Origin of the sequence: Marisediminitalea aggregata (assembly GCF_900129565.1) — a bacterium.
GTDB classification, from domain to species: domain Bacteria; phylum Pseudomonadota; class Gammaproteobacteria; order Enterobacterales; family Alteromonadaceae; genus Alteromonas; species Alteromonas aggregata.
This window is the reverse complement of the sequence record NZ_FQWD01000004.1, coordinates 164,139-188,252: the sequence shown is the minus strand read 5'-3', so window position 1 is coordinate 188,252 and position 24,114 is coordinate 164,139. Positions and strand designations below refer to the sequence as shown.

The 24,114-nt window shown below is 49.5% G+C and carries 19 protein-coding genes; 4 read left to right on the top strand and 15 right to left on the bottom strand.

The window, feature by feature from the left end; all coding sequences use genetic code 11:
• Window positions 1-5 precede the first annotated feature (5 nt).
• The 4 genes from hemW to BUB81_RS12385 are packed head-to-tail and all read right to left on the bottom strand — an operon-like array spanning window position 6 to window position 4,152.
• Window positions 6-1,145, bottom strand: coding sequence for a radical SAM family heme chaperone HemW (gene hemW / locus BUB81_RS12400; protein WP_073323211.1), 1,140 nt, complete (start codon window positions 1,143-1,145; stop codon window positions 6-8).
• Window positions 1,138-1,740: an RdgB/HAM1 family non-canonical purine NTP pyrophosphatase gene (gene rdgB, locus BUB81_RS12395; protein ID WP_073323209.1), complete on the bottom strand. Its 603-nt coding sequence runs from the start codon at window positions 1,738-1,740 to the stop codon at window positions 1,138-1,140. Before rdgB ends, hemW begins: the two co-directional genes overlap by 8 nt.
• Complete coding sequence (gene srmB, locus BUB81_RS12390) at window positions 1,737-2,981, bottom strand: ATP-dependent RNA helicase SrmB (RefSeq protein ID WP_073323207.1); 1,245 nt, start codon at window positions 2,979-2,981, stop codon at window positions 1,737-1,739. The genes rdgB and srmB overlap by 4 nt, the downstream gene beginning before the upstream one ends.
• A 43-nt stretch (window positions 2,982-3,024) precedes the next feature.
• Entirely contained in the window at window positions 3,025-4,152 is a 1,128-nt protein-coding gene (locus BUB81_RS12385) for a tRNA nucleotidyltransferase/poly(A) polymerase-related protein (protein ID WP_073323205.1), read from the bottom strand.
• A gap of 125 nt (window positions 4,153-4,277) precedes the next feature.
• Between BUB81_RS12385 and BUB81_RS12380 the strand changes: the two genes are divergently transcribed.
• Window positions 4,278-5,183, top strand: a complete 906-nt coding sequence (locus BUB81_RS12380) for an ExeA family protein (protein ID WP_073323203.1) — start codon at window positions 4,278-4,280, stop codon at window positions 5,181-5,183.
• Window positions 5,183-6,235 (top strand): general secretion pathway protein GspB, encoded by a 1,053-nt coding sequence (locus BUB81_RS12375; RefSeq protein WP_073323201.1) that lies wholly within the window; start codon window positions 5,183-5,185, stop codon window positions 6,233-6,235. The genes BUB81_RS12380 and BUB81_RS12375 overlap by 1 nt, the downstream gene beginning before the upstream one ends.
• Before the next feature lie 37 nt (window positions 6,236-6,272).
• On the opposite strand, the gene BUB81_RS12370 is transcribed toward BUB81_RS12375, so the two are convergent.
• The 9 genes from BUB81_RS12370 to mutS all read right to left on the bottom strand — a co-directional run bounded on the left by BUB81_RS12370 (window position 6,273) and on the right by mutS (window position 19,473).
• Window positions 6,273-7,493: a cyclic di-GMP phosphodiesterase gene (locus tag BUB81_RS12370; protein WP_073323199.1), complete on the bottom strand. Its 1,221-nt coding sequence runs from the start codon at window positions 7,491-7,493 to the stop codon at window positions 6,273-6,275.
• A 227-nt stretch (window positions 7,494-7,720) separates the two neighbouring features.
• Window positions 7,721-8,332, bottom strand: a complete 612-nt coding sequence (leuD, locus tag BUB81_RS12365; protein ID WP_073323198.1) for a 3-isopropylmalate dehydratase small subunit — start codon at window positions 8,330-8,332, stop codon at window positions 7,721-7,723.
• A 3-nt stretch (window positions 8,333-8,335) separates the two neighbouring features.
• Window positions 8,336-9,736, bottom strand: a complete 1,401-nt coding sequence (gene leuC / locus BUB81_RS12360) for a 3-isopropylmalate dehydratase large subunit (protein ID WP_073323196.1) — start codon at window positions 9,734-9,736, stop codon at window positions 8,336-8,338.
• A 14-nt stretch (window positions 9,737-9,750) separates the two neighbouring features.
• Complete coding sequence (gene leuB / locus BUB81_RS12355) at window positions 9,751-10,842, bottom strand: 3-isopropylmalate dehydrogenase (protein ID WP_073323194.1); 1,092 nt, start codon at window positions 10,840-10,842, stop codon at window positions 9,751-9,753.
• Entirely contained in the window at window positions 10,843-12,402 is a 1,560-nt protein-coding gene (gene leuA / locus BUB81_RS12350) for a 2-isopropylmalate synthase (RefSeq protein WP_073323192.1), read from the bottom strand.
• Window positions 12,403-12,988: 586 nt separating this feature from the next.
• Complete coding sequence (locus BUB81_RS12345; protein ID WP_073323190.1) at window positions 12,989-13,678, bottom strand: hypothetical protein; 690 nt, start codon at window positions 13,676-13,678, stop codon at window positions 12,989-12,991.
• A gap of 59 nt (window positions 13,679-13,737) precedes the next feature.
• On the bottom strand, window positions 13,738-15,030 hold the full coding sequence (eno, locus tag BUB81_RS12340; RefSeq protein WP_073323188.1) for a phosphopyruvate hydratase: 1,293 nt from the start codon (window positions 15,028-15,030) through the stop codon (window positions 13,738-13,740).
• 59 nt (window positions 15,031-15,089) lie between these two features.
• Window positions 15,090-16,721: a CTP synthase gene (locus tag BUB81_RS12335; protein ID WP_073323186.1), complete on the bottom strand. Its 1,632-nt coding sequence runs from the start codon at window positions 16,719-16,721 to the stop codon at window positions 15,090-15,092.
• 202 nt (window positions 16,722-16,923) lie between these two features.
• Window positions 16,924-19,473 carry a DNA mismatch repair protein MutS gene (mutS, locus tag BUB81_RS12330; RefSeq protein WP_073323184.1) on the bottom strand — a complete coding sequence of 850 codons (2,550 nt, stop codon included), beginning with the start codon at window positions 19,471-19,473 and terminating at the stop codon, window positions 16,924-16,926.
• A 90-nt stretch (window positions 19,474-19,563) separates the two neighbouring features.
• Here mutS and BUB81_RS12325 point away from each other — a divergent pair, with 90 nt between their 5' ends.
• Entirely contained in the window at window positions 19,564-20,097 is a 534-nt protein-coding gene (locus BUB81_RS12325; protein ID WP_073323182.1) for a CinA family protein, read from the top strand.
• Window positions 20,098-20,235: 138 nt separating this feature from the next.
• Window positions 20,236-21,267 carry a recombinase RecA gene (gene recA, locus BUB81_RS12320; RefSeq protein WP_073323180.1) on the top strand — a complete coding sequence of 344 codons (1,032 nt, stop codon included), beginning with the start codon at window positions 20,236-20,238 and terminating at the stop codon, window positions 21,265-21,267.
• A 151-nt stretch (window positions 21,268-21,418) separates the two neighbouring features.
• Here recA and BUB81_RS12315 read toward each other — a convergent pair whose 3' ends face one another.
• Together BUB81_RS12315 and BUB81_RS12310 are read right to left on the bottom strand one after the other, a co-directional pair.
• Complete coding sequence (locus tag BUB81_RS12315) at window positions 21,419-21,730, bottom strand: EscU/YscU/HrcU family type III secretion system export apparatus switch protein (RefSeq protein ID WP_073323178.1); 312 nt, start codon at window positions 21,728-21,730, stop codon at window positions 21,419-21,421.
• Window positions 21,727-24,003, bottom strand: a complete 2,277-nt coding sequence (locus BUB81_RS12310; protein ID WP_073323176.1) for a flagellar hook-length control protein FliK — start codon at window positions 24,001-24,003, stop codon at window positions 21,727-21,729. Before BUB81_RS12310 ends, BUB81_RS12315 begins: the two co-directional genes overlap by 4 nt.
• Window positions 24,004-24,114: the final 111 nt, after the last annotated feature.

The window sequence follows — 24,114 nt, the reverse complement described above, 5'->3', positions numbered from 1 at the left end:
TAAAATTAAACAAACGCACTTAGCAGGCTGTTCAGATAACGCCTGCCTTGTGCGGTTACCTGCCAATGACGTTCTGATTCTAACAGCAGGCCTTGCTCCACCGCTTTACTTAACTCCGTCTGTTGAGCGGAGGTGAGCGTTGTGCCGGTAAATGCTTCGAAGTCAGCTTTTGGGCACGGCTCGACGAGACGAAAGCGATTCATAAAAAATTCAAAGGCCACATCATCCGATTCGACGAGTTGGGCTGAATCCAGATATTCCCGGCCCAATGTCATATAACCGCGCGGGTGTTTAACCTTGACTTTGCGAGTGATAGTACCCGAATCTGCATCGGTAATTTTACCATGTGCACCACAGCCAATACCCAGATAGTCACCAAAGCGCCAGTAATTCAAATTGTGTCGGCATTGATAGCCCGGTTTGCTGTAGCCGGATATTTCATATTGTTCATACCCCGCTGCTTGTAAACGGGCATGACCGGCGTTCTGAATGTCCCACAGAATGTCGTCGTCCGGTAATTCGGGCGGTCGTGAGTAAAACGGGGTGTTGGGCTCAATGGTTAGTTGATACCAGGACAGATGCTCAGGTTGCTGGTCAATGGCGTCGTTGAGATCCTGTAGAGCGTTGTGAAGAGACTGTTCGGGCAACCCGTGCATTAAATCAATGTTCATGCTGCGGGCACCGCTTTGCTTTGCCTGGCCTAGCGCGAAACGCGCCTGTTTATCATCGTGGATTCGCCCAAGCACTTTGAGGTGTGCTGGTTGAAAGCTCTGTACACCAACAGAAAAGCGATTCACGCCAGCTTGTACAAAGCCGTCAAAACGCGCCGCTTCGATGGTTCCCGGATTAGCTTCCATGGTAATTTCAGCATCGTCAGCCAGCGCTACGCGTTCGGTAACGCCACTGAGTAAATGGGCAATGCTGTCAGGTTCAAACAAGCTCGGTGTACCGCCACCAATAAAAATGGTGGTGACCTCCCGATTACCAATGGATTTTGCATCGGTTACCAGATCATCCAACAGGTGCGCGACATACTCCTTTTCAGGAATAACGCCTTTTTGCGCGTGGGAGTTAAAGTCACAATAAGGACACTTTTGTACACACCACGGAATATGGATGTACAGGCTTAACGGTGGATTACGCAAAGGTCTGCTTCATGCTGTTGAGTAACTGTTGCATTGCCTGACCGCGATGACTCGCGGTATTTTTCTGGGCTTTTGTCAGCTCTGCAGCAGTAGATTTAAAACTGTTGGCGTAAAACACAGGATCATAACCAAAACCCCCTTCGCCATGTCGCTGGCGGGTAATACTGCCATGCCACTGGCCTTCACTGATTAAGGGGATGGGGTCATCAGCATGACGCATAAACACCAGTACACACTGGAAGTGTGCGTTGCGTTGATTGTCGTCACCCAGCGCTTCGAGCAATTTGGTAATGTTGTCATCATCCGATGCGGATTCACCTGCGAAACGCGATGAGTAAATGCCCGGGGCGCCACCTAACAAATCCACAACCAAGCCGGAATCATCGGCAATGGCGGGTAATCCGGTTTCTTTGGCGGCATGGCGGGCTTTAATAATGGCGTTTTCCACGAAGGTGGTACCGGTTTCAGGCACACTACTCACATTCAGCGAACTTTGCGGGATCACTTCGATAGACAGTGCTTCAAACAGGCTGGCAAACTCTTTCACTTTGCCCGCGTTGCCCGTAGCAAGGACGATTTTTTCAGGGAAGCTCATGATGTTGATTTTCCTTTACCGGTGTTTGCTTTTTTCTTCGCTTTGGCCTTTGCCTGGGCCTTGGTTTTTGCAGGCTTTTTCTTGCCTTTGGTCGACGGCGCTTTGTTTTTGGGGCGCAGTTCGCTAATAACGCGAGCTTTAACCGGCTCATTCATATAGCGGCCAACCCGGCCAATCATCTCATAATCATGCGCTTCAACCAGAGCAATGGCGGTGCCTTTTGCACCAGCTCGACCGGTGCGACCAATACGGTGCACGTATACGTCTGCCTTGCGAGGCATGTCGAAGTTTATGACATGGCTCACATTGGGCACGTCAATGCCGCGTGCAGCAACATCGGTAGCCAACAGAATGGGGACCGTACCACTTTTAAAACGGCCTAGGGCGGCTATTCGCTTATCCTGAGGCATTTCACCTTGCAGATAGCACACTTCAATGCCTTGTTTTTGTAATTGCTCACGTAACCATTGCAGACGCTCACGTGTTTTTACAAAGACCACGGCACTGCTAATTTGGGTTTTCAGAATATGGGTAAGCAGGGCTAATTTGTGATCCAGGTCGTCAGCCAGATGATACCACTGATGGATTTTGGCTTTTTCTCGACGAGGCGGATCGGCTTCTACCACCGCGGGTTCATTGAGCAGGTCATTGGAGAAGTGCTTAACACCAGCCCCTTCAAGCGTCGCTGAGAACAACATGTTTTGTTTACGCCAGCGCGCTTCAGAGGCAATCTGATTCACAATGGCCGAAAAGCCCATGTCCAGCATGCGGTCGGCTTCGTCCAGAATTAAACATTCGATATCTCGGCAGTCAGCACTTTCCTGTTGAATGTGCTCGAACAAGCGGCCCGGCGTAGCGACCAGAATATCCAGATTCTGACTTAATGTTTCTTTGTCTGTGCCATAGTTGATGCCACCGGTGATCACGCCGCACACCAAATTGGTAAATTGCGTCACCGCTTTCGCTTGTTCAAACACCTGCAGCGCGAGTTCCCGGGTAGGTGTGAGTATCAGAATGCGGGTGGCGCCGGGATGCTGGCGTGGGAAGTCCAGCAAAAACTGACAGGCTGGTAACAAAAACGCCAGGGTTTTGCCTGTGCCTGTGGGGGCCGACGCCAGGACGTCTTTACCTTCCATTGCAACAGGAACCACCATCGTCTGAATGGTAGTAGGGCGGGTCAAACCCATTTCTGTCAGGGCACGGCAAAGCTTGTCGTCGAGTTCTAATTCTTCAAATGTCATTAATAGTCAGATATGCACTTCGTTCAATGGCGCTATTGTAGCACTATTTGGGTTGAACACTGCCACATTCAGACAGATATTCAGTGATTGCGTGTAATCGCTGGGCGGTTAATTGCTTTTTGATTTCCGGCCCTTTTGCGCCGCTGGCAATAATGCGCTGGACGTCGATGCGTTTAGCGACATCAAGAGAGCCCGTAAAGCATTCTGCCTGTATGGATGTCGGCTTTTCTGCTGGCCAGTATTTCGCTACCTGCAGTAATTGCGAAAGCCGTTCCGGTCTGCGCCAGGCATCTACCTTGTTTAACACGCTTAGCAGCGCTTCTGCGTTTTGTTGTGCTGCGGCCAAATGATTTAGCAACTGGCAGGCATTCAGTGCAGCATCCTGCTCCAGATTGGGCGCTTTCAGGTGTGTGCCCAAGTTACGAACCTGGCTTTCTGTTAATGCAGAGCACAGTAACGCCCAGCGTGTGGGCAAGTCCGCGTCGTCTGCCGCTGATTTGTTCAATTGAGACAACAGGCAAGGCAACTCGGCCAGATTATCTAGCTCGGGCATCCATATATTGAGGGCTCCCACCTTCTTCAATATCTCGAAATAGACCGCAGGCGTGCCTTCCATCAGGCTTCGACTGGTTTCTTTCCATACCCGCTCCTGACTTAACGCTTTGATGTCCGGCGTACTGCACATTGCTGTCATCAGCGCGACAGTCTCAGGCGCTACTTTAAAACCGAGATAATCATAACGGGCGGCAAACCGCGCGACCCGAAATACACGTAAAGGGTCTTCACTGAAAGCGTCACTGACATGACGCAGAACTTTGTTGATTAAATCCTGCTGACCGTTAAATGGGTCTATAATGTTGCCATCATCGCTCATGGCCATGGCATTTACGGTTAAATCGCGGCGGCGCAGATCTTCTTCAAGAGTGACATCCGGGCTCGCATGGCATACAAAGCCGGTATAGCCTTCACCTGATTTACGTTCAGTGCGCGCCAGGGCATATTCTTCCCCGGTTTTGGGGTGTAAGAATACCGGGAAGTCTTTGCCTACTTGCTGAAAGCCTTTGTTCAGCAGTTGATCCGGGGTTGCGCCCACAACCACCCAGTCGCGTTCTGTGACAGGGCGGTGTAACAGTGTATCGCGCACGGCGCCACCAACTAAGTAGGTTTGCATAGATGTGTATCTTCCTTCAGTTAAGCCGATATTATGCCTGACTAAGCGCATGAAAACACGGGGTTGTTGACTTAACCCCCGAGTCTGATAGTTTACCGGCAACAAGGAATATCCAACCGGCTGACATGTTTTTACACTATTTCGGACTAACCGATAACCCGTTCTCGATTGCGCCTAATCCGGACTACCTCTACATGAGTCCGCGTCACAAGGAAGCGCTTGCCCACCTCACCTTTGGTTTACGGGAGAGTGGCGGGTTTGTGATGCTTACCGGAGAGGTAGGTACGGGTAAAACAACGGTATCGAGAAAGCTGCTGCAGCAATTGCCTGATTCTACCCAGGTAGCGATGATCCTGAATCCGACGCTGTCAGCCATTGAACTGCTGGCGACAGTGTGTGATGAGCTGGGTATTGAATACGAACATCAGCAGGCCAGCCTGAAGTATTTTACTGACAAGATCCTGAATAAGTTAGCCGCCAACCATGCAGCAGGTAAAAATACCGTGCTGATGATTGATGAAGCACAGCACTTGCTTCCTGAAGTACTGGAACAACTGCGCTTGCTGACAAACCTGGAAACCAACCGCGAAAAGTTACTCAAGGTCGTGTTAATTGGTCAGCCAGAATTGCAACAGCTGCTTAAGCGCAATGAACTGCGTCAGCTCGCACAGCGGATCACAGCGCGCTATCACTTACTGCCACTTAACAGCGATGAAGTAAAAGCGTATGTCGGTCACCGCCTGAGTGTTGCGGGGGGGGATGTCAGTATCTTTAGTCCGGCAACGTTACGTGCAATGTATCGGGTAACGGCGGGTATTCCCCGGGTAATTAATTTGCTGTGTGATCGCGCGATGACACTGGCCTTTACCCAACAGCAACCCACCGTGAAAAAGCACTTGTTAATGGCGGCAGCCAGCCAAATTCTCGGCGATGACGTGGTAGAGCAGCGCTTAAAAGGCCAGAAAACACTGACCATGGCTGCGGTATTCTGCGTCACTGTGGTCATCGGTTACTGGTGGGGGAGTCTGTAATGAAGACTATCGCTATTCAGGATGCTCAGCCGGGCATGATGATCACGCGGGTGACCCAGCAGAACGGTCCGGTAAAAATTCAAAAATCCGGCCTGATTACCAGTCAGACAATGATCCAGGGATTGATTGAGATGGGCGTTCAGGAAATCGAATACGATCCTGATCAGACCGTTGAGATTTGCCTAGATGACGAACAACAAGTAGTGAGCACGCCTACTCAGGCGTTGCTGCGAGGACAGTTTGATTCTCAGGCTCGAAAAGCCGATGCGGCGATTAACGAGCAGTTTAACCGTAGTTTGTTTCTGCCAACGGTTAACGGATTACCAGCCTGGTGGCAGCGTGCACTGAAGCCTGTTGCCCTTTACGGATTACTTGGCTTTGGTGGTTTAGCCTGTGGATTTGTATTGGCAAAGTTACCCGTCTGGTACGAAACCATAGTTTCGCCAGCGCCGATTGCGCAGCAACCGGTAGCAATGCCAGTGCCTGAGACTACAACCGGTCAGCAAACGTCCACGCCTCAGCAAACGAGTTTGAATGATTCGCCAGTGGCTCAAACTGAACCTGAACAGACTGAAAAGTCAGAAGCCATTGCACAGGGAGAGTATACAGCCGCAACACTACCAGGCCCGGCTGCTGAGAGTATTGCGTCCGAAAGTGTTGTCGATGAGAACATTATTAACGCAGATCCTGACGACAATGTGTCAGTGTCGCCTGAGCTTATGGCTCGATTTAACAAAGTGCTGTCTGATCTGGAAAAAGAAGACAGTGGCGAAGAGCCTGTGCCCACTCAGCCCAAAGTCACGGTGCATGATGACATCAAACGCATTGACCAACTGCCGGCACGCTTGTTGACGCGCTTACCAACAATGGATTTCAGTGCGCACATGTATGCGACTGTGCCGCGCGATCGTTGGGTTAGGGTAAACGGTCAGGATAAAACCGAAGGCGACTGGATTGATGATCGCGTACAAATTGTCAATATTGAAGCACAGCGGGTGATATTGCGATTTGAAGGGGAAGTGTTTGCTATGACGGCGCTAACTGACTGGTAACAGGCCGAAAACTAATCGACCCAAGCACGGTGAACAGCTAGCCGGGCATTTGGTGAATAAACACCTCTGAGAAGAACTTTGGCAAGTTGAGAGCAAACTCTTCCGGACCGATACTCGCCACAATCTCATCACTGGATTTTGCCAGATCAAGCCGTTTGATTTCAGAATAGTGACCGCTGTTAATGCTGTAAAACGTCATTACCACTGGTGTCAGTAAGTTAGACGGGTTTTTCTGGCTGACAATCCCTAGTTTACCACTACTTAGTTTTACCAAAGAGCCCACCGGATAAATACCCAGCACGCCAATTAAGCGATTGACCAATGACTGGTCCAGCCCACTATTTTGTGACAGTGATTTGAGCACCTTATTGTTTGGCAGCGACTGCCCAAAGGGCGCTGCCATGCCAAGACGCGAAAATTCATCGATGACGGCGGCGACTTTCGCCAGTGGGTGAATAAGTTCGTCAGTTAATTTATTGGGGTAGCCCGAGCCGTCAATCCGTTCCTGGTGCTGGCTAATAATGTCAATGACGGTGTCGGAAATTCCCTCAGCCTGGGAAAGCAGCGCTAAAGATTCCGAGACATGCTGTCGGTATGCCTGTCGCTGTGTATCGTTTAACTGGTGTTCAGGCACGCACAACTCGTTGGGGACATTGATCATGCCCGTATCCATAAGCAAACCGGCAAGACTGGCTTGTTCTACATCATCCTGTTCATACCCCAACTCATTGGTGAGGATGGCCATATAGATGCTGCAGTTGATGGAGTGCTCTAACAGAAAGTCTTTTCCACGCTGAATCATGCTTAGGCACATTAACGCGTCTTTATTGTCCAGCACGCTTTCCAGAATATTTTGTGTCAGTGCGCTGAGTTTGGTGACGTCCGCGCCTTTTCCTGCTTCTAATTGCGAGAGAAAACGCTGCTGAATAGTGACCGCCTTTTGATACAGGGCTTCTGCAGCCTGCAGACTATCAGAGGTAAAGCCATTCTGCTTTTCTGTTTTAGGCTTGTCAGCTTGTTTGACTGGCTCAGCTGATTCGGTAGGTTGATTATTGGAGGTATCAGTGTTTTCTTCTGGCGCCAGACCTTTTGTGCAATCAATCTCGACGCGTTCCACACCTTTAGCACGCAACACCTCAATAACTTTTTCCGAGCGAACCACGCCTTTTGAACGGACTTTGACTTTACCCGTGTCATCAAGTACCTGATTGACATACATCCCTGGTAATAATTCATCGATGGTGATACACCGAAGCATGCGCACTCCCACTTATTGAGGCAACCGTTCATACAATACATCCAATTATAGTGCAGTTTGTAGAGAAGTAATTAAACTTTTGTTTAATATGAGATTAAGTGAAGATTATTTATGCGCAATGGCGGTGGAGTGGAAAATAGACTGAAACAGGTCTTGTTGTCCGTTTACAAGAAAAGGGCCGTTTAAAAGAAAAGTGGCCGCAAAAAAGCGACCACCATAGCAAATTACTATAACCAGGCCGGTTGGTTGGCTTCGTAGGATTCGATTTTCTTGCCCAGTTCCAGCGTCTGACCAATGGCATCCAGGCCTTTAACCAGGTTGTTCTTGTGATGTTCTGCAATATCAAACGTCCAGCTTTGCTCACCGACCGTTACGGTTTGAGCCGGCAAATCGATAGCGATTTCGGCCGTGGCGTCAGCAGCAACGGCGGCAAACAGGCTATCCATTTGTTCGCTGGTTAGCGCAATAGGCAGCAATTGGTTGTTCATGCAGTTGCCGTAAAAGATATCGGCGAAGCTGGTAGCAATAACAGCCTTGAAACCGAAGTCGGTCAGTGCCCATGGTGCGTGTTCACGACTTGAGCCACAGCCAAAGTTTTCGCGAGACAACAATATGGTTGCGCCTGCGTGTTCAGGTTTGTTCAGCACAAACTCCGGGTTCGGCTCTTTTTCTTCCAGATCCAGATAGCGCCAGTCGTGGAACAGGTGCTTACCGAAACCTGCACGGCTTACGCTGGTCAGAAATTGCTTTGGAATGATTTGGTCTGTATCAACGTTGGCCTGATCCAGAGGGCAGGCGGTGCCGGTTAATACGTTAATTCCGGTAGTTGATTCGCTCATGGTTTACTCCTGAAAATCTCTGACGTCGGCAAACTTACCACGTAATGCAGCGGCGGCGGCCATTGCCGGACTTACCAGGTGAGTGCGCGCACCACGTCCCTGACGGCCTTCAAAGTTACGGTTGCTGGTAGACGCACAACGGTCACCCGCTTGCAGCAGGTCATCGTTCATCCCCAGACACATTGAACAGCCCGGTAAGCGCCATTCAAAGCCGGCGTCGGTAAAGATTTTATCCAGACCTTCCGCTTCCGCCTGACGCTTAACTGCGCCTGAGCCAGGTACAATGATAGCTGTTACATTCTCGGATACTTTACCTTGTTTGGCGATTGACGCTACGGCACGTAAATCTTCAATACGACCATTGGTACAGGAACCAATAAACACATGTGAAACAGGAATATCAGCCAGCTTATCACCGGCATTAATGCCCATGTAAGCCAGCGCTTTTCTTGCCGATTCTTTTTCTACCGGATCGCTGAAATCTTCCGGGCCAGGTACGGGTGTTGTTACACCGATAACCTGACCAGGGTTGGTACCCCAGGTAACCTGAGGCGCGATATCCGCTGCTTCAAGTTCAACAACGGTATCAAACGTTGCGCCTTCATCAGTAAACAGCGTTTTCCAATAAGCGACGGCTGCGTCCCAGTCTGCGCCTTTGGGGGCAAATTCGCGACCCTGCAGGTAGTCAAAGGTGGTCTGGTCTGGTGCAATCATACCCGCCTTGGCGCCGGCTTCGATGCTCATGTTACAAATGGTCATGCGCTCTTCCATCGATAAGGCTTCGATGGCTTCGCCGCAATATTCGATTACATGCGCAGTGGCACCTGCGTGACCAATCTTGCCAATGATGGCCAGAATGATGTCCTTGGCGGTAATCCCTGTCGCCAGCTTGCCATTGACCTTAATTTGCATGGTTTTTGCGCGGCTTTGCTTCAGTGTTTGCGTTGCCAGTACGTGCTCGACCTGAGATGTACCTATACCGAATGCCAATGCGCCAAAGGCACCGTGCGTGGCAGTATGAGAATCACCGCATACCACGGTCATGCCGGGTAAAATTAAACCCAACTCAGGACCCATGACGTGCACAATACCTTGTTTCTGGTGGCCAACCGGGAACAGTTTTACATTGTGTTCCTCACAGTTTTTCGCCAGCGTTTGCAACTGCAATTGGTTTTGTGGACCACAGGCATCCAGAGCCAGGCTACGGGTAGAGATACTGTGATCCATAGTCGCGAAAGTGCGGTCCGGGCGGCGCACTTTGCGGCCTTTTTCGTTCAGCCCGGCAAAAGCCTGGGGGGACGTGACTTCGTGAATCAAATGACGGTCAATGTAAATCAGGCTGTCTTCGCCTATCTGGTCAATAACATGCGCTTGCCAGACTTTATCGTATAAGGTTTTAGCCATGAGTCTGAACGCTCCTAAGCCAGAATGTGTTTAACAATGGCGTCACCTACCTGTACGGTGTTCGCCGCGTTGTGACGCTGATCTGCTGGCAGTAATTCGCCTGTTAAAATGCCAGCTTCCAGTACATTTACCACAGCACTGTCGATGGCATCGGCTGCGTCAGTCAGGTTCAGACTGTAACGCAACATCATTGATGCAGACAGGATTTGCGCGATAGGGTTGGCAATGCCTTTACCCGCGATATCAGGGGCTGAACCGCCGGCTGGCTCATACATACCAAAGCCGTCTTCGTTCAGGCTGGCTGAAGGTAGCAAGCCCATGGAGCCGGTGATCATGGCGCATTCGTCGGAAATGATGTCACCAAACAGGTTTGAACACAGCATCACGTCGAAGTGAGCCGGGTCCTTAATTAGCTGCATGGTCGCGTTATCGATATAGATGTGCTCCAGCTCGACTTCCGGGTAATCCTTGGCGACTTCTTCGGTTACTTCGCGCCACAAGCGGCTGCAGACCAGCACATTGGCTTTGTCTACCGAGGTAACACGTTTACCGCGTTTCATGGCTGCTTCGAATGCACTAACGGCAATACGACGAATTTCACGTTTGCTGTAGCGCATGGTATCGAAAGCATATTCTTCTTCACCTTCGCCCTCACGGCCTTTTGGCTTACCGAAGTAAATGCCGCTGGTTAGCTCGCGCACAACCAATACGTCGACACCGCTGGCAGCAATGTCTTTGCGCAGGGGAGATAAATCTTCCAGGCCCGCGTAAATCTTTGCCGGACGCAAGTTACTGAACAGGTCGAAATGACTGCGCAGGGTTAACAGCGCAGCGCGCTCCGGGCGTTGTTCCAGTGGCAGCGTATCCCACTTGGGGCCGCCAATAGAGCCGAATAAAATGGCATCGGCCTGCTCACAGCCCAGCAGGGTTTTGGCTGGCAGGGCTTCGCCTTCCGTGTCGATAGCAAATCCACCAACCGGGTAGGCAGTGCGGTTAAATGAGACAGCAAATTTCTGTTCGATGGCATCCAGAACCTTATTGGCTTCCTGCATGACTTCCGGGCCGATGCCATCTCCGGCAAGTACGGCAATGTTATACTGACTCATTTATACTCCTGCTACGCGGTCTTGTTGATGCTTTTGCTGATCAATCTGATCAGCCAGATACGTGTTGTTTAATACGAAGATGAGGGCTTTTACACCGGCTTCGACGATGTCGGTTGCCAGGCCGATGCCGTGGAAACGACGGCCTTTGTATTCAGTGATCACACTCACTGAGGCCAGTGCATCTGCACCTTCGCCTTTTGAATCCAGTTTGAAGTCGACAACTTCTAAATCATTATGACCCAACATGGCCATAATGGCTTTGTATGAGGCGTCTACCGGGCCATTACCGGTTTCGCTGCGGGTGACAATGTCGTCACCAATTTTTAACTGCACAGTGGCGCTTGGAATGATTTCCTTGCCCGATGTCGCGTGCAGATACGTTAACTGATAATAAGCCTGATCGTGTTTCTGCTGATCGAAGAACAACAGTGCCTCCAGATCGTAGTCATACACCTGGCCTTTCTTGTCGGCCAGTTTCAGGAACGCCGCATAAATGGCTTCCAGGTCGTAATCAGACTCTTTATAACCCAGCTCGTGTAAACGGTGTTTAATAACATGGCGGCCTGAACGTGATGTCAGGTTCAGGTGGTTCTTATTAATGCCGACACTTTCGGGAGTCATAATTTCATAGGTATTTTGCGCTTTTAAGACACCGTCCTGGTGGATACCTGATGAGTGGCTGAATGCGTTACTACCGACAATCGCCTTATTTGACTGAACCGGCATGTTACACAACTGACTAACCAGCTTGGACGTACGGCTGATTTCCTTCGAGTTGATATTGGTATTCAGGTCATACATGGCCTGACGGGTCTGCAGGATCATGGCGATTTCTTCCAGTGAACAGTTACCCGCGCGCTCACCGATACCGTTAATTGTACATTCTACCTGACGAGCGCCGTTTTCTACCGCAGCCAGGGAATTGGCCACTGCCAATCCTAAATCGTTGTGACAGTGCACAGAAATTGTGGCTTTGTCGATATTAGGGACGCGATTGAACAACTGCTTGATGATACCGCCAAACTCGGTTGGCGTTGTGTAACCCACGGTGTCCGGGATATTGACCGTGGTGGCACCTGCATTGATGACCGCTTCTACCATGCGGCACAGGTAGTCGATATGGGTACGCCCAGCATCTTCACAAGAAAATTCGATATCATTGGTATAACGGCCTGCGTGTTTCACCGCCGCAACTGCCATCTCAACGATATCTTCCTGGGTTTTCTTCAACTTGTTGCTTACGTGAATATCTGACGTAGCAATGAAAGTATGAATCCGGAATTGGTCAGCAACCTTTAATGCTTCACCACAGGCATCAATATCGGCAGGTAATGCGCGTGACAAACCTGCTACCGTGGCATTCTTCACTTCTTTGGCAATCATTTGTACAGATTTAAAATCGCCCGGAGAGGACACCGGGAAACCCGCTTCAATGATATCCACACCAAGACGCTCGAGTGCCAGCGCGATCTGCAGTTTTTCTTTTACACTCAAACTGGCTGGCAAAGCTTGTTCGCCGTCACGCAAGGTCGTATCAAATATTTTTACCTGATTCGTCATGGCTTGGTACTCATGTTGTGAAGTTAAAAAAAAACCCGTGCTTAGCACGGGTTTTTGTGTGTTATTCGCTTAGTCGCAATCTACCCGTGCAATCTTGCTGCCATAAGGAGTAGAAGAGATAGAATCATAGTTTGCTTAAACATGGTTGTCCTGAAAAGCTAGAATTCATGCGACTGTTTCAATGCGGGTAAATGTACAGGCTGAGCAGGATAAGGTCAACCACTGAATCCAATTTTCGCTATAAGTTTTAGTTATAAATTACGGTATTCGGCCTTTTTTAGGATAAAAATCATCTTTGGCCGTAAGTCGTGGGCTGTAATTAGGGGCTGTTGTCCTTTGCTGTATCATTTTTGTTCTATATGGAAGCGTTTTAATCGCGAAACAGGCCTACAGGCATAGTCATTCTACGTCAAAGACCTGTGACAAAGAGTAAAACGCTTCCATGACGAACCCGAAGGGCAGCAGTTGTTAGTCATTTATGCCGCGTTGCCGACCGCTTATAAAAAATAACTACACTATGTGGATTATGGCTTGTCTAAATGACTTACAACTCGCTGCAAAAATATACAGTAAGGGCCAACAGCCCCTAGTATTTAGGCGGCATTTTTGCGGCACTGAAATGACGCCAGTCAAGTGTACTGACCAGTAGCATTTCCCTGATAGACAAGCGTCGCGGCAGCGTTTTACCTTTGTGATTCCAACTGTGCCCACAGCATGCCGATGTCACGATGGTTTTGGTGGGTTTTACCAGATTAATCAGCCTTGGCGCGAAACGCGCTTCTTCCAGTGAGTTACCATTAAAATCAAACCAGCCAAACTTGTTGATATGCAGCGTCTGGTTTTCAAGCTGGACCTTGTCGATGGAGTCCAGTTCGATGTGTTCATTATCGAATTCCTGCACGCGGACGGGAATAACCAGGCCGACTTTTGCATGCTTTTCCAACCATTGTGCGCAGACATCTGAATCGGCGTTGCGTGCCGGGCTTTTCGCTGGCTGTTTGGCCTGCCAACTGGCGTTGTGTTCATCCAGAGCGAGCGGTGTAGTGCGACTTACCAGAAACCGCGCGGTGCGTTTTACATGGTGGCTCAAGCCTGCCAATCTGCGGCGCAGTAGATTAATTTGTTTGGGACCATGAGCAGACAGGAATTGTAATTCCCGCTCATACAGGGCATTGCACAACTCGGCTAATTCGCGTTGTGAGGTATCAGATTCAACCGCCTGGAAGAAGTCTGTTTGTTGTGACGCGTGATCGGCGTGATCAGAAGACGGCGTCATGAATGGTCATCGGTACGGCAATAAAAGCAGGGCAGGCCACATCGCCTGCCCCTTATTTATTACTGGCCTTTGATTTCGCTACGACCGTTGTAAGCCACTTTACCTGCCAGCGCTTCTTCGATACGCAGCAGTTGGTTGTACTTAGCAACACGGTCAGAACGACACAGTGAGCCTGTTTTGATTTGGCCCGCTGCAGTACCTACTGCCAGGTCGGCAATAGTAGCGTCTTCAGTTTCGCCTGAACGGTGAGAGATAACCGCGGTGAAGCCGGCGTCTTTCGCCATTTTGATGGCTTCCAGTGTCTCGGTCAGTGAGCCGATCTGGTTAAACTTGATCAGGATAGAGTTACCGATACCGTTTTCAGTACCGCGCTTCAGAATCTTAGTGTTGGTTACGAACAGGTCATCACCAACCAGCTGTACTTTGTCACCGATCTTCTTAGTCAGGCTTGCCCAACCGTCCCAGTCACTTTCGTCCAGACCGTCTTCGATAGATACGATTGGGTACTGTTCACACAGTTCTGCCAGGTAATCACCAAACGCTTCTGAATCGAAAGACTTGTCTTCACCAGACAGCACGTATTTGCCTTCTTTGTAGAATTCTGACGCAGCACAGTCAAGAGCCAGGGTAACGTCTTCGTTCATGGTGTAGCCGGCTTTTTCTACCGCTTCTACGATAACAGCCAGTGCTTCAGCGTTTGAGCTCAGGTTTGGTGCAAAACCACCTTCGTCACCTACTGCAGTGTTCAGGCCTTTCGCAGACAGTACTTTTTTCAGGTTGTGGAAGATCTCAGCACCCATGCGCAGCGCTTCTTTAAAGCTCTTGGCACCAACAGGCTGAACCATGAATTCCTGGATATCAACGTTGTTGTCAGCGTGCTCACCACCGTTGATGATGTTCATCATTGGTACAGGCATTGAATATTGGCCAGAGGTACCGTTCAGGTCAGCGATGTGCTCATACAATGCAACACCTTTTTCGGTAGCGGCTGCTTTTGCTACTGCCAGAGAAACTGCCAGGATAGCGTTCGCACCCAGGTTTTCTTTGTTTTCAGTACCGTCTAAGTCGATCATGGCTTTGTCGATATCGCTTTGCGCTACCGGATCCATACCCAGCAGAGCCGGCGCAATTTTTTCGTTCACAGCAGCCACTGCTTTGGTTACGCCTTTACCCATGTAGCGGGCTTTGTCGCCATCGCGCAGTTCCAGTGCTTCGCGAGAACCAGTAGAAGCGCCTGACGGTGCACAAGCGCGTCCCATTACGCCTGAGTCCAGGTATACGTCTGCTTCTACTGTGGGGTTACCACGAGAGTCCAGAATTTCACGTCCAATGATACGCGAGATCTTCGCCATTTTATTTTCCTCAACAAGTAAAAAGGTACTCCGGGAGAGAGAAGTACCAGGTTTTTAAATTAATGATTTTCTTTTTGGTATTTTTGCGCTGCCGCCACAAACCCGGTAAATAACGGGTGGCCATCACGCGGAGTCGAAGTAAACTCCGGGTGGAACTGACCGGCAACGAACCAAGGATGATCCGGGATTTCCACTACCTCAACAAGACGTTTGTCAGTGGACAAACCACTTACCTTCAGGCCAGCGGCTTCGATTTGGTCGCGCAGGTTGTTGTTAACTTCGTAGCGGTGACGGTGACGTTCGTAGATTTCTTCACTGCCGTATGCATCGTGTACCTTGCTGCCCGGGATCAGGTGGCAAAGCTGACTACCCAGGCGCATAGTGCCGCCAAGGTCAGAGCTTTCGTCACGTACTTCGGTACTGCCGTCTGAGTCCAGCCATTCTGTGATCAGGCCGACTACCGGGTACGGCGTGTTTGGATCAAACTCGGTACTGTTGGCGTTTTCCATGCCAGCTACATTACGTGCAAACTCGATCAACGCAACCTGCATACCTAAACAAATGCCAAGGTAAGGCACTTTGTTTTCACGTGCATAACGGGCAGCGGCAATCTTGCCTTCAATACCACGCTCACCAAATCCGCCCGGAACCAGGATCGCATCCAGTTTTTCCAGAATTTGCGTGCCTTTTGATTCGACGTCCTGAGAATCAACATAATGAATGTTGATGGTCAGGCGGTTTTTCAAACCGGCGTGTTTTAGCGCTTCGTTGACAGATTTGTAGGCATCTGGCAGTTCAACATATTTGCCAACCATACCAATGTTCACTTCGCCTACCGGGTTAGATTCTGCATACAGAACCTGTTCCCATTCGGTCAGGTCTGCTTCTTCGCAATCCAGTTTGAAACGGTCTACAACCAGTTGATCCATTCCCTGGGCTTTCAGCGCTGCCGGGATGCGGTAGATGCTGTCTACGTCTTTCAGTGAAATAACGGCTTTTTCTGCTACGTTGGTGAACAATGCAATTTTTGAACGCTCGGTCGCTGGCATCGCGCCAACCGAACGACACACCAGGATATCTGGCTGAATACCAATTGAGCGTAGCTCTTTTACGCTGTGTTGGGTGGGCTTGGTTTTCAGCTCGCCGGATGCTGGCATGTAAGGCACCAGTGTCAGGTGCATAAACATCGCGTGGTCGCGACCGACTTCGGTACCCAGCTGTCTGATGGCTTCAATAAACGGTTGTGATTCGATGTCACCTACGGTGCCACCCACTTCAACAATAGCGACATCATGACCTTGTGCACCGTCGATAACGCGGCGCTTAATTTCGTTGGTGATATGCGGGATAACCTGAATGGTCGCGCCCAGATAATCACCGCGGCGCTCGCGGCGCAGTACTTCTTCGTAAACCCGTCCGGTGGTGAAGTTGTTCCGTTTTGTCATGCGCGTTCTGATGAAACGCTCATAGTGACCTAAATCCAGGTCGGTTTCGGCACCATCGTCAGTTACAAACACTTCGCCGTGCTGAATTGGACTCATAGTACCCGGATCAACGTTAATATACGGATCCAGTTTTAGCATGGTCACCGTGAGACCACGTGCTTCAAGGATGGCGGCAAGTGACGCTGCAGCAATGCCTTTACCAAGCGATGAAACGACACCACCGGTGACGAAAATATAATTAGTCATGCGAAACCTAAGACGTTGGGTTATTTATTGGGTAATGCACTGTTAGAAACAGCACTATAGACGGCGCAACAGTATACCCAATAAGCTGGCTGTTCACAATTATAACAAGCAATAAGATACGTGTATTAGGCGGGCAGGGCAATCTGCAATGATGACGTGTAGTTTGTTACGTATTTACGTCATCACTGCAGTGATTTAAGGACTAAAGATTACTCTGTTTTTTTAGTTCATAAATTAACGCGAGTGCCTGCTTGGGTGTCAGATCGTCTGGATCGATACCAGCCAGTGCCAGCTCTACAGCTGAAGGTTCGGGCTGCACAAACAACGACTGTTGAGTGGCAGTTATTTCTGTCTGTGCATTGTTGCCAGGTGAGCCTGATACTTTTGCACTTTGCTCTAATTGTTTGAGACGAAGCTTTGCGGCACCGATAACGGCTTTGGGCACACCGGCTAATTGCGCCACCTGCAGCCCATAGCTTTTGCTGGCCGCACCCGACTCTACCGTATGCATAAAGCGAATTGTATCGTCGTGTTCTACTGCATCGAGGTGTAAATTGCTGACGCCATCCAATTGATTGGCAAGCTCAGTCAGTTCGAAGTAATGGGTGGCAAACAGGGTGAACGCATTCAGCTGAGTTGCCAGATATTCTGCACAGGCCCAGGCCAGAGACAAACCGTCATAGGTACTGGTACCCCGACCAATCTCGTCCATTAACACCAACGAGTAGGGCGTGGCATTATGGAGAATATTGGCGGTTTCGGTCATTTCTACCATGAAGGTAGAGCGGCCAGACGCCAAATCATCGGACGCACCAATACGGGTGAATATTTTGTCGACCGGGCCAATCTCTGCCTGTTCGGCGGGTACATAGCTACCAATGTACGCCATAAGCACTATTAACGCCGTTTGCCGCATAAAGGTTGATTTACCGCCCATATTCGGACCGGTAATCACCATGGTACGCTGTTGAGTATTCATATTTAGCGGGTTGGGTATAAATGGCCCGTCCATGACCTCTTCTACCACAGGGTGGCGGCCATTTTGGTAAGTAATTCCCGGCACATCGACAAGTTTTGGCGCGTGATATTCAAGGGTTTCTGCCCGTTCGGCGAGCGTGACCAGTACATCGAGTTTCGCCAGCGACTGAGCGCTGTCGATAAGCTTGTCCAGATGAGGCGTAATGTGGTCAAACAGAGCCTCGTATAACTGCTTTTCCAACGCCAGGGCCCGGCTTTGACTGGTGAGTACTTTGTCTTCGTGCTCTTTCAGTTCCGGCGTGATGTAGCGTTCATTGTTCTTCAATGTCTGGCGGCGAATGTAATGCGCTGGGACTGCGCCGCTGTTCGCTCGGGACACCTCGATAAAGAATCCATGTACTTTGTTATAGCCCACTTTTAACGTGGCTATGCCTGTAGCCTCGCGCTCACGCTGCTCAAGTTGATGCAAGTAGTCTGTGGCACCTTGTGACAGGTCGCGTAATTCATCGAGGTCCGCGTTGTAGCCAGGCGCAATGACACCGCCGTCTCGGATCACAACCGGCGGGTTGTCGATAATAGCCCTGTCCAGCAAGGTCGCCAGTTCCGGGTACGTGGAGATTGTGGTTGCCAGCGAGGCTAACAACGACGCGGAGTAGGGCGCCAAGCTTGCCTGTAATTCCGGTAATGCATTTAAGGCCAGTTTGAGTCTGGAAAAATCGCGAGGGCGGGCAGAACGCAAAGCCAGTCGCGCCATGATCCGTTCAATATCGCCGATCTGTTTTAATTGCGCCTGTAGCTGAGGGTAATCTCCTTCCAACAATGCGCCAATGGCTTGTTGTCGAGCGCTGAGCTCTTCCCGGTCTGTGATGGGCGCGTGCAGGTACCGCTGCAATAAACGACTGCCCATGGCTGTCGCTGTTTTATCCAAAACCGCAAATAAGGTGTGTTCTACGCCACCAGACAGATTGCGCGTGAGTTCGAGGTTGCGGCGCGTGGCGGCATCAAGTTGAACGCGAGTAGATTGCTGTTCCAGCGTAATGGCGCGAATGTGTGGCAGCGCAGTGCGCTGGGTGTCTTTTACGTATTGCAGCACACAACCTGCAGCGCCTAACGCGAGTGTGATATTGCCTACGCCGAAGCCACTGAGATCTTGAGTACCAAATTGTGCATTCAATTGCTGCGAGGCGGTTTGCTGATCAAACTCCCACTCCGGACGACGACGGATACCTTTAATATGCGATATCAATTCAAACCAGGCAAAGCCTTCCGGATACAGTAGCTCGGCCGGATGTAAACGTTGTAATTCAGCACTTAGCTGATCTTCGCCCTGTAGCTCTGTAACCAGGAAACGACCGCTGGTGATATCCAGCCAGGCTAAGCCAAAGCTGTCTTTATGGCCATAAACGGCGGCAAGCACGTTGTCGCGACGTTCTTCCAGCAGTGCCTCGTCGGTCACCGTGCCCGGCGTAACTATACGCTGAACCTGACGTTCAACCGGGCCTTTACTGGTGGCCGGATCGCCCACTTGCTCGCAAATGGCGACGGACTCGCCCATTTTGACCAACCGGGCCAAATAACTTTCAACCGCGTGGTAGGGGACACCGGCCATAGGAATCGGCTCACCACCAGACTTGCCTCGTGCTGTAAGGGATATATCCAGGAGTTCTGCGGCACGTTTAGCATCGTCGAAGAACAACTCGTAGAAGTCACCCATACGGTAAAAGAGCAGAATGTTCGGATGTTGCGCCTTAATTGCCAGATACTGGCGCATCATGGGGGTATGTGATTCCAAAAAAGCCTCAGCTTGCGATTAGTAATTTGTCCACGGCATAATAGTGCCATTCCTGATAGACGTATTATTCCTATGAGCCAACCATTTTCAACTGTTTCCCATGATGAACTGCGTTTAGGGTTACTTTCTGAGCAAATATTGCAACTGGGAGAGCAGTTGCGGTCCCGCGGATGGTCAGTATCCTGCGCAGAGTCGTGTACGGGTGGTGGCATTGCCTACGCACTCACTTCCGTCTCAGGCAGTTCAGATTGGTTCAATCAAAGCTGGGTCACTTATTCCAATGACGCCAAGGCATCGATGATAGGCGTACAACCCGACACACTGGCCAAATTTGGCGCTGTGTCTGAACAAGTGGTAGAAGAGATGGTAACTGGCACTGCCCGCAATGCTAAATCACAGTGTGCTATAGCAGTAAGTGGCATTGCAGGTCCTGGTGGTGGTAGCGATGAAAAGCCGGTTGGCACCGTGTGGTTTGGGTTCCAGTTTGGTGAACAAACCGTGACCGTTCGGCAACGGTTTCAGGGCGACCGACAAGCCGTTCGTGCCAGCGCCATTGTGTTTGCTATTAACGAACTGCACCAGTGGCTAGTTGCAAACCCTGTCTAATCTGAAAAAATACACAAAAACCGACACACAGTATTGCACTGTATAATCATACAGTATATATTGTGCACCATTACAGTTACTAAACATCGTTCGCTGTGTAGCACACAAACCAACGGTGATAATAAGAGGGCATTTCACGTGGATGACAATAAATCCAGAGCGTTATCGGCAGCAGTAGGTCAAATTGAAAAGCAATTTGGTAAAGGCGCAATTATGCGTCTGGGTGATAACCAGGCGATGGACATTGAGGCAATCTCAACAGGCTCACTGAGCATTGATATTGCACTGGGTATAGGCGGTCTTCCATGTGGTCGTGTTGTCGAAATTTACGGCCCGGAATCATCAGGTAAAACAACACTGACATTACAGGTTATTGCTGAAGCGCAAAAGAAAGGCAAAACCTGTGCATTCGTTGATGCCGAGCACGCGCTTGATCCGGTATATGCAGAGAAGCTGGGCGTAAGCATTGACGATCTGCTGGTATCTCAGCCCGATACCGGTGAGCAAGCGTTGGAAATCTGTGACATGTTAGTGCGCTCTGGTGCTGTTGACGTGGTCATTGTGGACTCTGTGGCAGCGTTAACACCAAAAGCCGAAATTGAAGGCGATATGGGTGACTCGCACGTTGGTTTACAAGCGCGCTTGATGTCACAGGCTCTGCGTAAACTCACTGGTAACATCAAGCGTTCAAATACCTTGTGTATTTTTATCAACCAAATTCGCATGAAAATTGGTGTGATGTTCGGTAACCCAGAGACGACTACAGGTGGTAACGCGCTTAAATTCTATTCTTCTGTACGTCTCGACATTCGCCGTATCGGTGCCGTGAAAGACGGTGACGAGGTAGTGGGTAACGAAACTCGCGTTAAAGTCGTTAAGAACAAAGTTGCACCGCCGTTTAAGCAAGCGGAATTCCAGATCATGTATGGTGAAGGTATCAGTAAAGAAGCCGAGCTGATTGATTTGGGTGTTAAGCAGAAGCTGGTTGATAAAGCCGGTGCCTGGTACAGCTACAATGGTGACCGCATTGGTCAGGGTAAAGCAAACGTGGTGAAGTACCTGAAAGAGCACCCTGAAATTGCGGCGGATATCGAAAAGAAAATTCGTGCAGAGTTGTTGCTCACCAAAAATATTAAAGCAGATGACGTAGAGCCGGAAGACGCGCTGTAATCATTTGATTTACCCATTCAACTTAGCGTTGAACTCCCCCTATAAGCCCATCTTATAGATTTGCCCATCAATTTGGATGGGCTTTTTTATGGGAGATTTAGTGTTCCTTCAGAGTTAAACTCACATCTGAGTCTCATCCAAGATCAGATGGTTATATTTTCTCTTCGATACCGGGCATGGATTGTTTCCAGCTTTCTGGTACTTTTCCTTGCAGGGCATAGGAATAAGCGAGTAGCTCAGCTATTACATAATATAAAGATTCTGGTATTGATTGGCCCAGGTCGAGGGTGGTTAAAAACTCACTGAGATAGGGATCTTCATGAATGAGTACACCATTTTGCTGCGCACTGGCGATAATAGCTTCCGCTAAATCACCATAGCCTTTAGCAACAACGGATGGGGTTTTATCTCCTTCCGATTCACTATATTTAATGCCTACAGCACGTTTGGCTTTATTGGTCATGCCATCGTCTCCAAAATTTGGTACGGCTTTGTGGCAAGTGTGTCTGGAATTTTGCCTAACTGTACTTTGTGATGCTCTACGTCCAATCCAAGCATCTTGAAGCGCTTGAGTAAAAAGGGCAAAGAATTCGCTACCTTTTCAAGCAGATTCTGATTCGATGTGTAAATATCCAGGTCTATTTGTTTATGGAGGATTTTTACTTTAGTCAGTAACTCGCCGAGTTCGCCAATATCCAGTTTCATGGTGAGTTGCCAGCGTTGTTGCTGATTAGCTTCATTGTCTTGTGCCTGATGTTCAGGTTCTCGTTTGATAAGAATCTCAGCCTGTTTCTGCTGTTGCTGAAAAGCGGGCAGCAAGTAGTAGAACGTGTCCTGACCTTGTAACGTTTGTTCGGCGCTGGATAGCTTGGATTGCTGATGTGAGGACAGCAAACTTTTGAGTTGTTTAAGCATATTATGCTGGTTATCGGCATTGGCCAGGTCTCTGACCATTCTGGCTGTTGCTGACTGGAGCGGTTGAGGTTGACCCGTAGACGTTTTGGTTTGTTGTTGAAACAATCGCTCAACCTCGTCCTGACTCTTTATTTGTTTCCCCAATAAAGCAATCTGCAATAATTGAACTAAACCGCCCAGCATGCCCTGTCCCGGCTGAGAAGATGTTAACACCAAGGGTGACTGTAACCACGCTGGCGAGGTAAATAAGTGTCTGAGCACCTGTGGCGAAATGGCCTCTTGTTGAAGCGCTTTAACCTGTGCTGGCTGCATCTCACTTTTTACATTGTCTATGGATACTTCTGTACCTGCTGTATCAGATACTGGGCTGGTTGGAAGCAATTTTTGAATGATGCTTGTAAGTACTTGCTTACTTTCTGTGTTGCCTTGATTAGCGATTTTCTGTAGTGATTGTGTCAAGTCACCAATGTTGACAGATGAAGGCTCCACATTTACTGCATTAAAACGAAGTAATGTCTGGATGAGCTGCTGCACTTCACTCTTAACGCCTGGGGCCTGCATTTGTAGAAGGCTTGCAAGTGGTTTGTCGTTGCTTAATGCGGCTGCCTGAACACGTTTATCCGCCTGTCCAGATACAATGCTAGCAGCTTGTTTGGGCTCGGTAGAAACATCATTTGCGTTGACTGAAACAGATGGGCTTTGAACCGGAAGTCCTTTTGAAATGTCAGTATTTCCCGCTAGTTGGATAGGCGCTTGGGGGACTTTTAATAGCTGAGCAGCGGAGAGTTGTAATGCTTGAATAGCGTGCAGACTCGCTTTGGGTAAGGTCGCCATCAACGCTTTATCAGGGGATGTATCGAGCAATTGCGGCTGTGTTTTCAAAAAGCGGGCAGTGAGTTGTTTTCCTGTAACTTGCAGGGTAACAGGCATGGCTTCACTGCTTGTTTTTAGTGCTTGTTGAAACTGGCTAGTGAGCTGACTAACGACCTTTTCAGGTAACTGACTAATGTGCTCAATTTTCATTCCCTGCTGATGAAGTTGGGCCTGAAATAATACGTTTAATACTGTACTTTCATTGCTTACTTTCAGGGTATTTATAGTGGTTCTTGTGTTTAGCTGCGCCTGTTCGGTCGTCTTAGACAGTCCGCCTTGTTTTACAGAGTCACTATCGAATCGTAAGTGAATGTCCCACTTACCGTTCACCGGTTTGGCTTCAACAGTGACCAATTTACCAACCACCAGATCATTAGCCGCTGGACCGCCGGGGAATTGTTCCAAAGTGGCTTTGGGAAGTGATAGCATTCTGGTCTCACCTGCTGACACCCTCAGTTGCAGCGTATTTTGACTAATTTCAGCGATAGTCGCTTTGATCTGCAGGGGTTGAGTTGCGCCGGAAGTGAGTTGCTTCGACAATTGTTGAGTTAAGGCGTTGTCGATAGGTTGTGAGATGCGCTGCTGGTCTAGTTTGGCAAGCAGTGTTACATCAGTAGGGAGTGTCAGGGTTGGTGCCAGTTGCGCAAGGGATTGTGGCAGTCCCTGTGTGATTATTACGGGCAAGGTCGTTGGCAAGCGTAATAGTAACAACTGGTCGCGTGGTTTAACTGCTAATTGCTTTGCAACCTCCACGAACAACGTCTTGTCGATATTTTGTAGCGTGGTAGAAAAAGTGCGAAGGCTGTTTGACTGTGCAGGCTGGGCGACTTGCATCAATTGCGCAAATCGCGCAATAGCTTCGGGCTTCATGCCGGCTTCGCTGAGGGCGGATAACAGTGCTTGTCTGGACTCAGGTGACAAGCTTTGTGTGGACGGAGTCAGTTGCATAAATCGTTATCGGCACCTTTTGCAATTGTATGAGTATAACTGGGTAGCTAACAGAATGAGAAATAATCAGAACTATGTTTCCTCCCGGCAATTTAACGCTGTCAATCCTTC

Coding starts and splice junctions, on each gene's coding strand:
- mutS (WP_073323184.1), bottom strand. CDS start 19,473: ATGATGCGCCAGTATCTGGCAATTAAGGCGCAACATCCGAACATTCTG.
- rdgB (WP_073323209.1), bottom strand. CDS start 1,740: ATGAGCTTCCCTGAAAAAATCGTCCTTGCTACGGGCAACGCGGGCAAA.
- BUB81_RS12345 (WP_073323190.1), bottom strand. CDS start 13,678: ATGACGCCGTCTTCTGATCACGCCGATCACGCGTCACAACAAACAGAC.
- srmB (WP_073323207.1), bottom strand. CDS start 2,981: ATGACATTTGAAGAATTAGAACTCGACGACAAGCTTTGCCGTGCCCTG.
- leuA (WP_073323192.1), bottom strand. CDS start 12,402: ATGACGAATCAGGTAAAAATATTTGATACGACCTTGCGTGACGGCGAA.
- leuB (WP_073323194.1), bottom strand. CDS start 10,842: ATGAGTCAGTATAACATTGCCGTACTTGCCGGAGATGGCATCGGCCCG.
- BUB81_RS12325 (WP_073323182.1), top strand. CDS start 19,564: ATGAGCCAACCATTTTCAACTGTTTCCCATGATGAACTGCGTTTAGGG.
- BUB81_RS12335 (WP_073323186.1), bottom strand. CDS start 16,721: ATGACTAATTATATTTTCGTCACCGGTGGTGTCGTTTCATCGCTTGGT.
- leuD (WP_073323198.1), bottom strand. CDS start 8,332: ATGAGCGAATCAACTACCGGAATTAACGTATTAACCGGCACCGCCTGC.
- leuC (WP_073323196.1), bottom strand. CDS start 9,736: ATGGCTAAAACCTTATACGATAAAGTCTGGCAAGCGCATGTTATTGAC.
- BUB81_RS12315 (WP_073323178.1), bottom strand. CDS start 21,730: ATGACCAATAAAGCCAAACGTGCTGTAGGCATTAAATATAGTGAATCG.
- eno (WP_073323188.1), bottom strand. CDS start 15,030: ATGGCGAAGATCTCGCGTATCATTGGACGTGAAATTCTGGACTCTCGT.
- BUB81_RS12310 (WP_073323176.1), bottom strand. CDS start 24,003: ATGCAACTGACTCCGTCCACACAAAGCTTGTCACCTGAGTCCAGACAA.
- BUB81_RS12380 (WP_073323203.1), top strand. CDS start 4,278: ATGTTTTTACACTATTTCGGACTAACCGATAACCCGTTCTCGATTGCG.
- BUB81_RS12375 (WP_073323201.1), top strand. CDS start 5,183: ATGAAGACTATCGCTATTCAGGATGCTCAGCCGGGCATGATGATCACG.
- BUB81_RS12385 (WP_073323205.1), bottom strand. CDS start 4,152: ATGCAAACCTACTTAGTTGGTGGCGCCGTGCGCGATACACTGTTACAC.
- BUB81_RS12370 (WP_073323199.1), bottom strand. CDS start 7,493: ATGCTTCGGTGTATCACCATCGATGAATTATTACCAGGGATGTATGTC.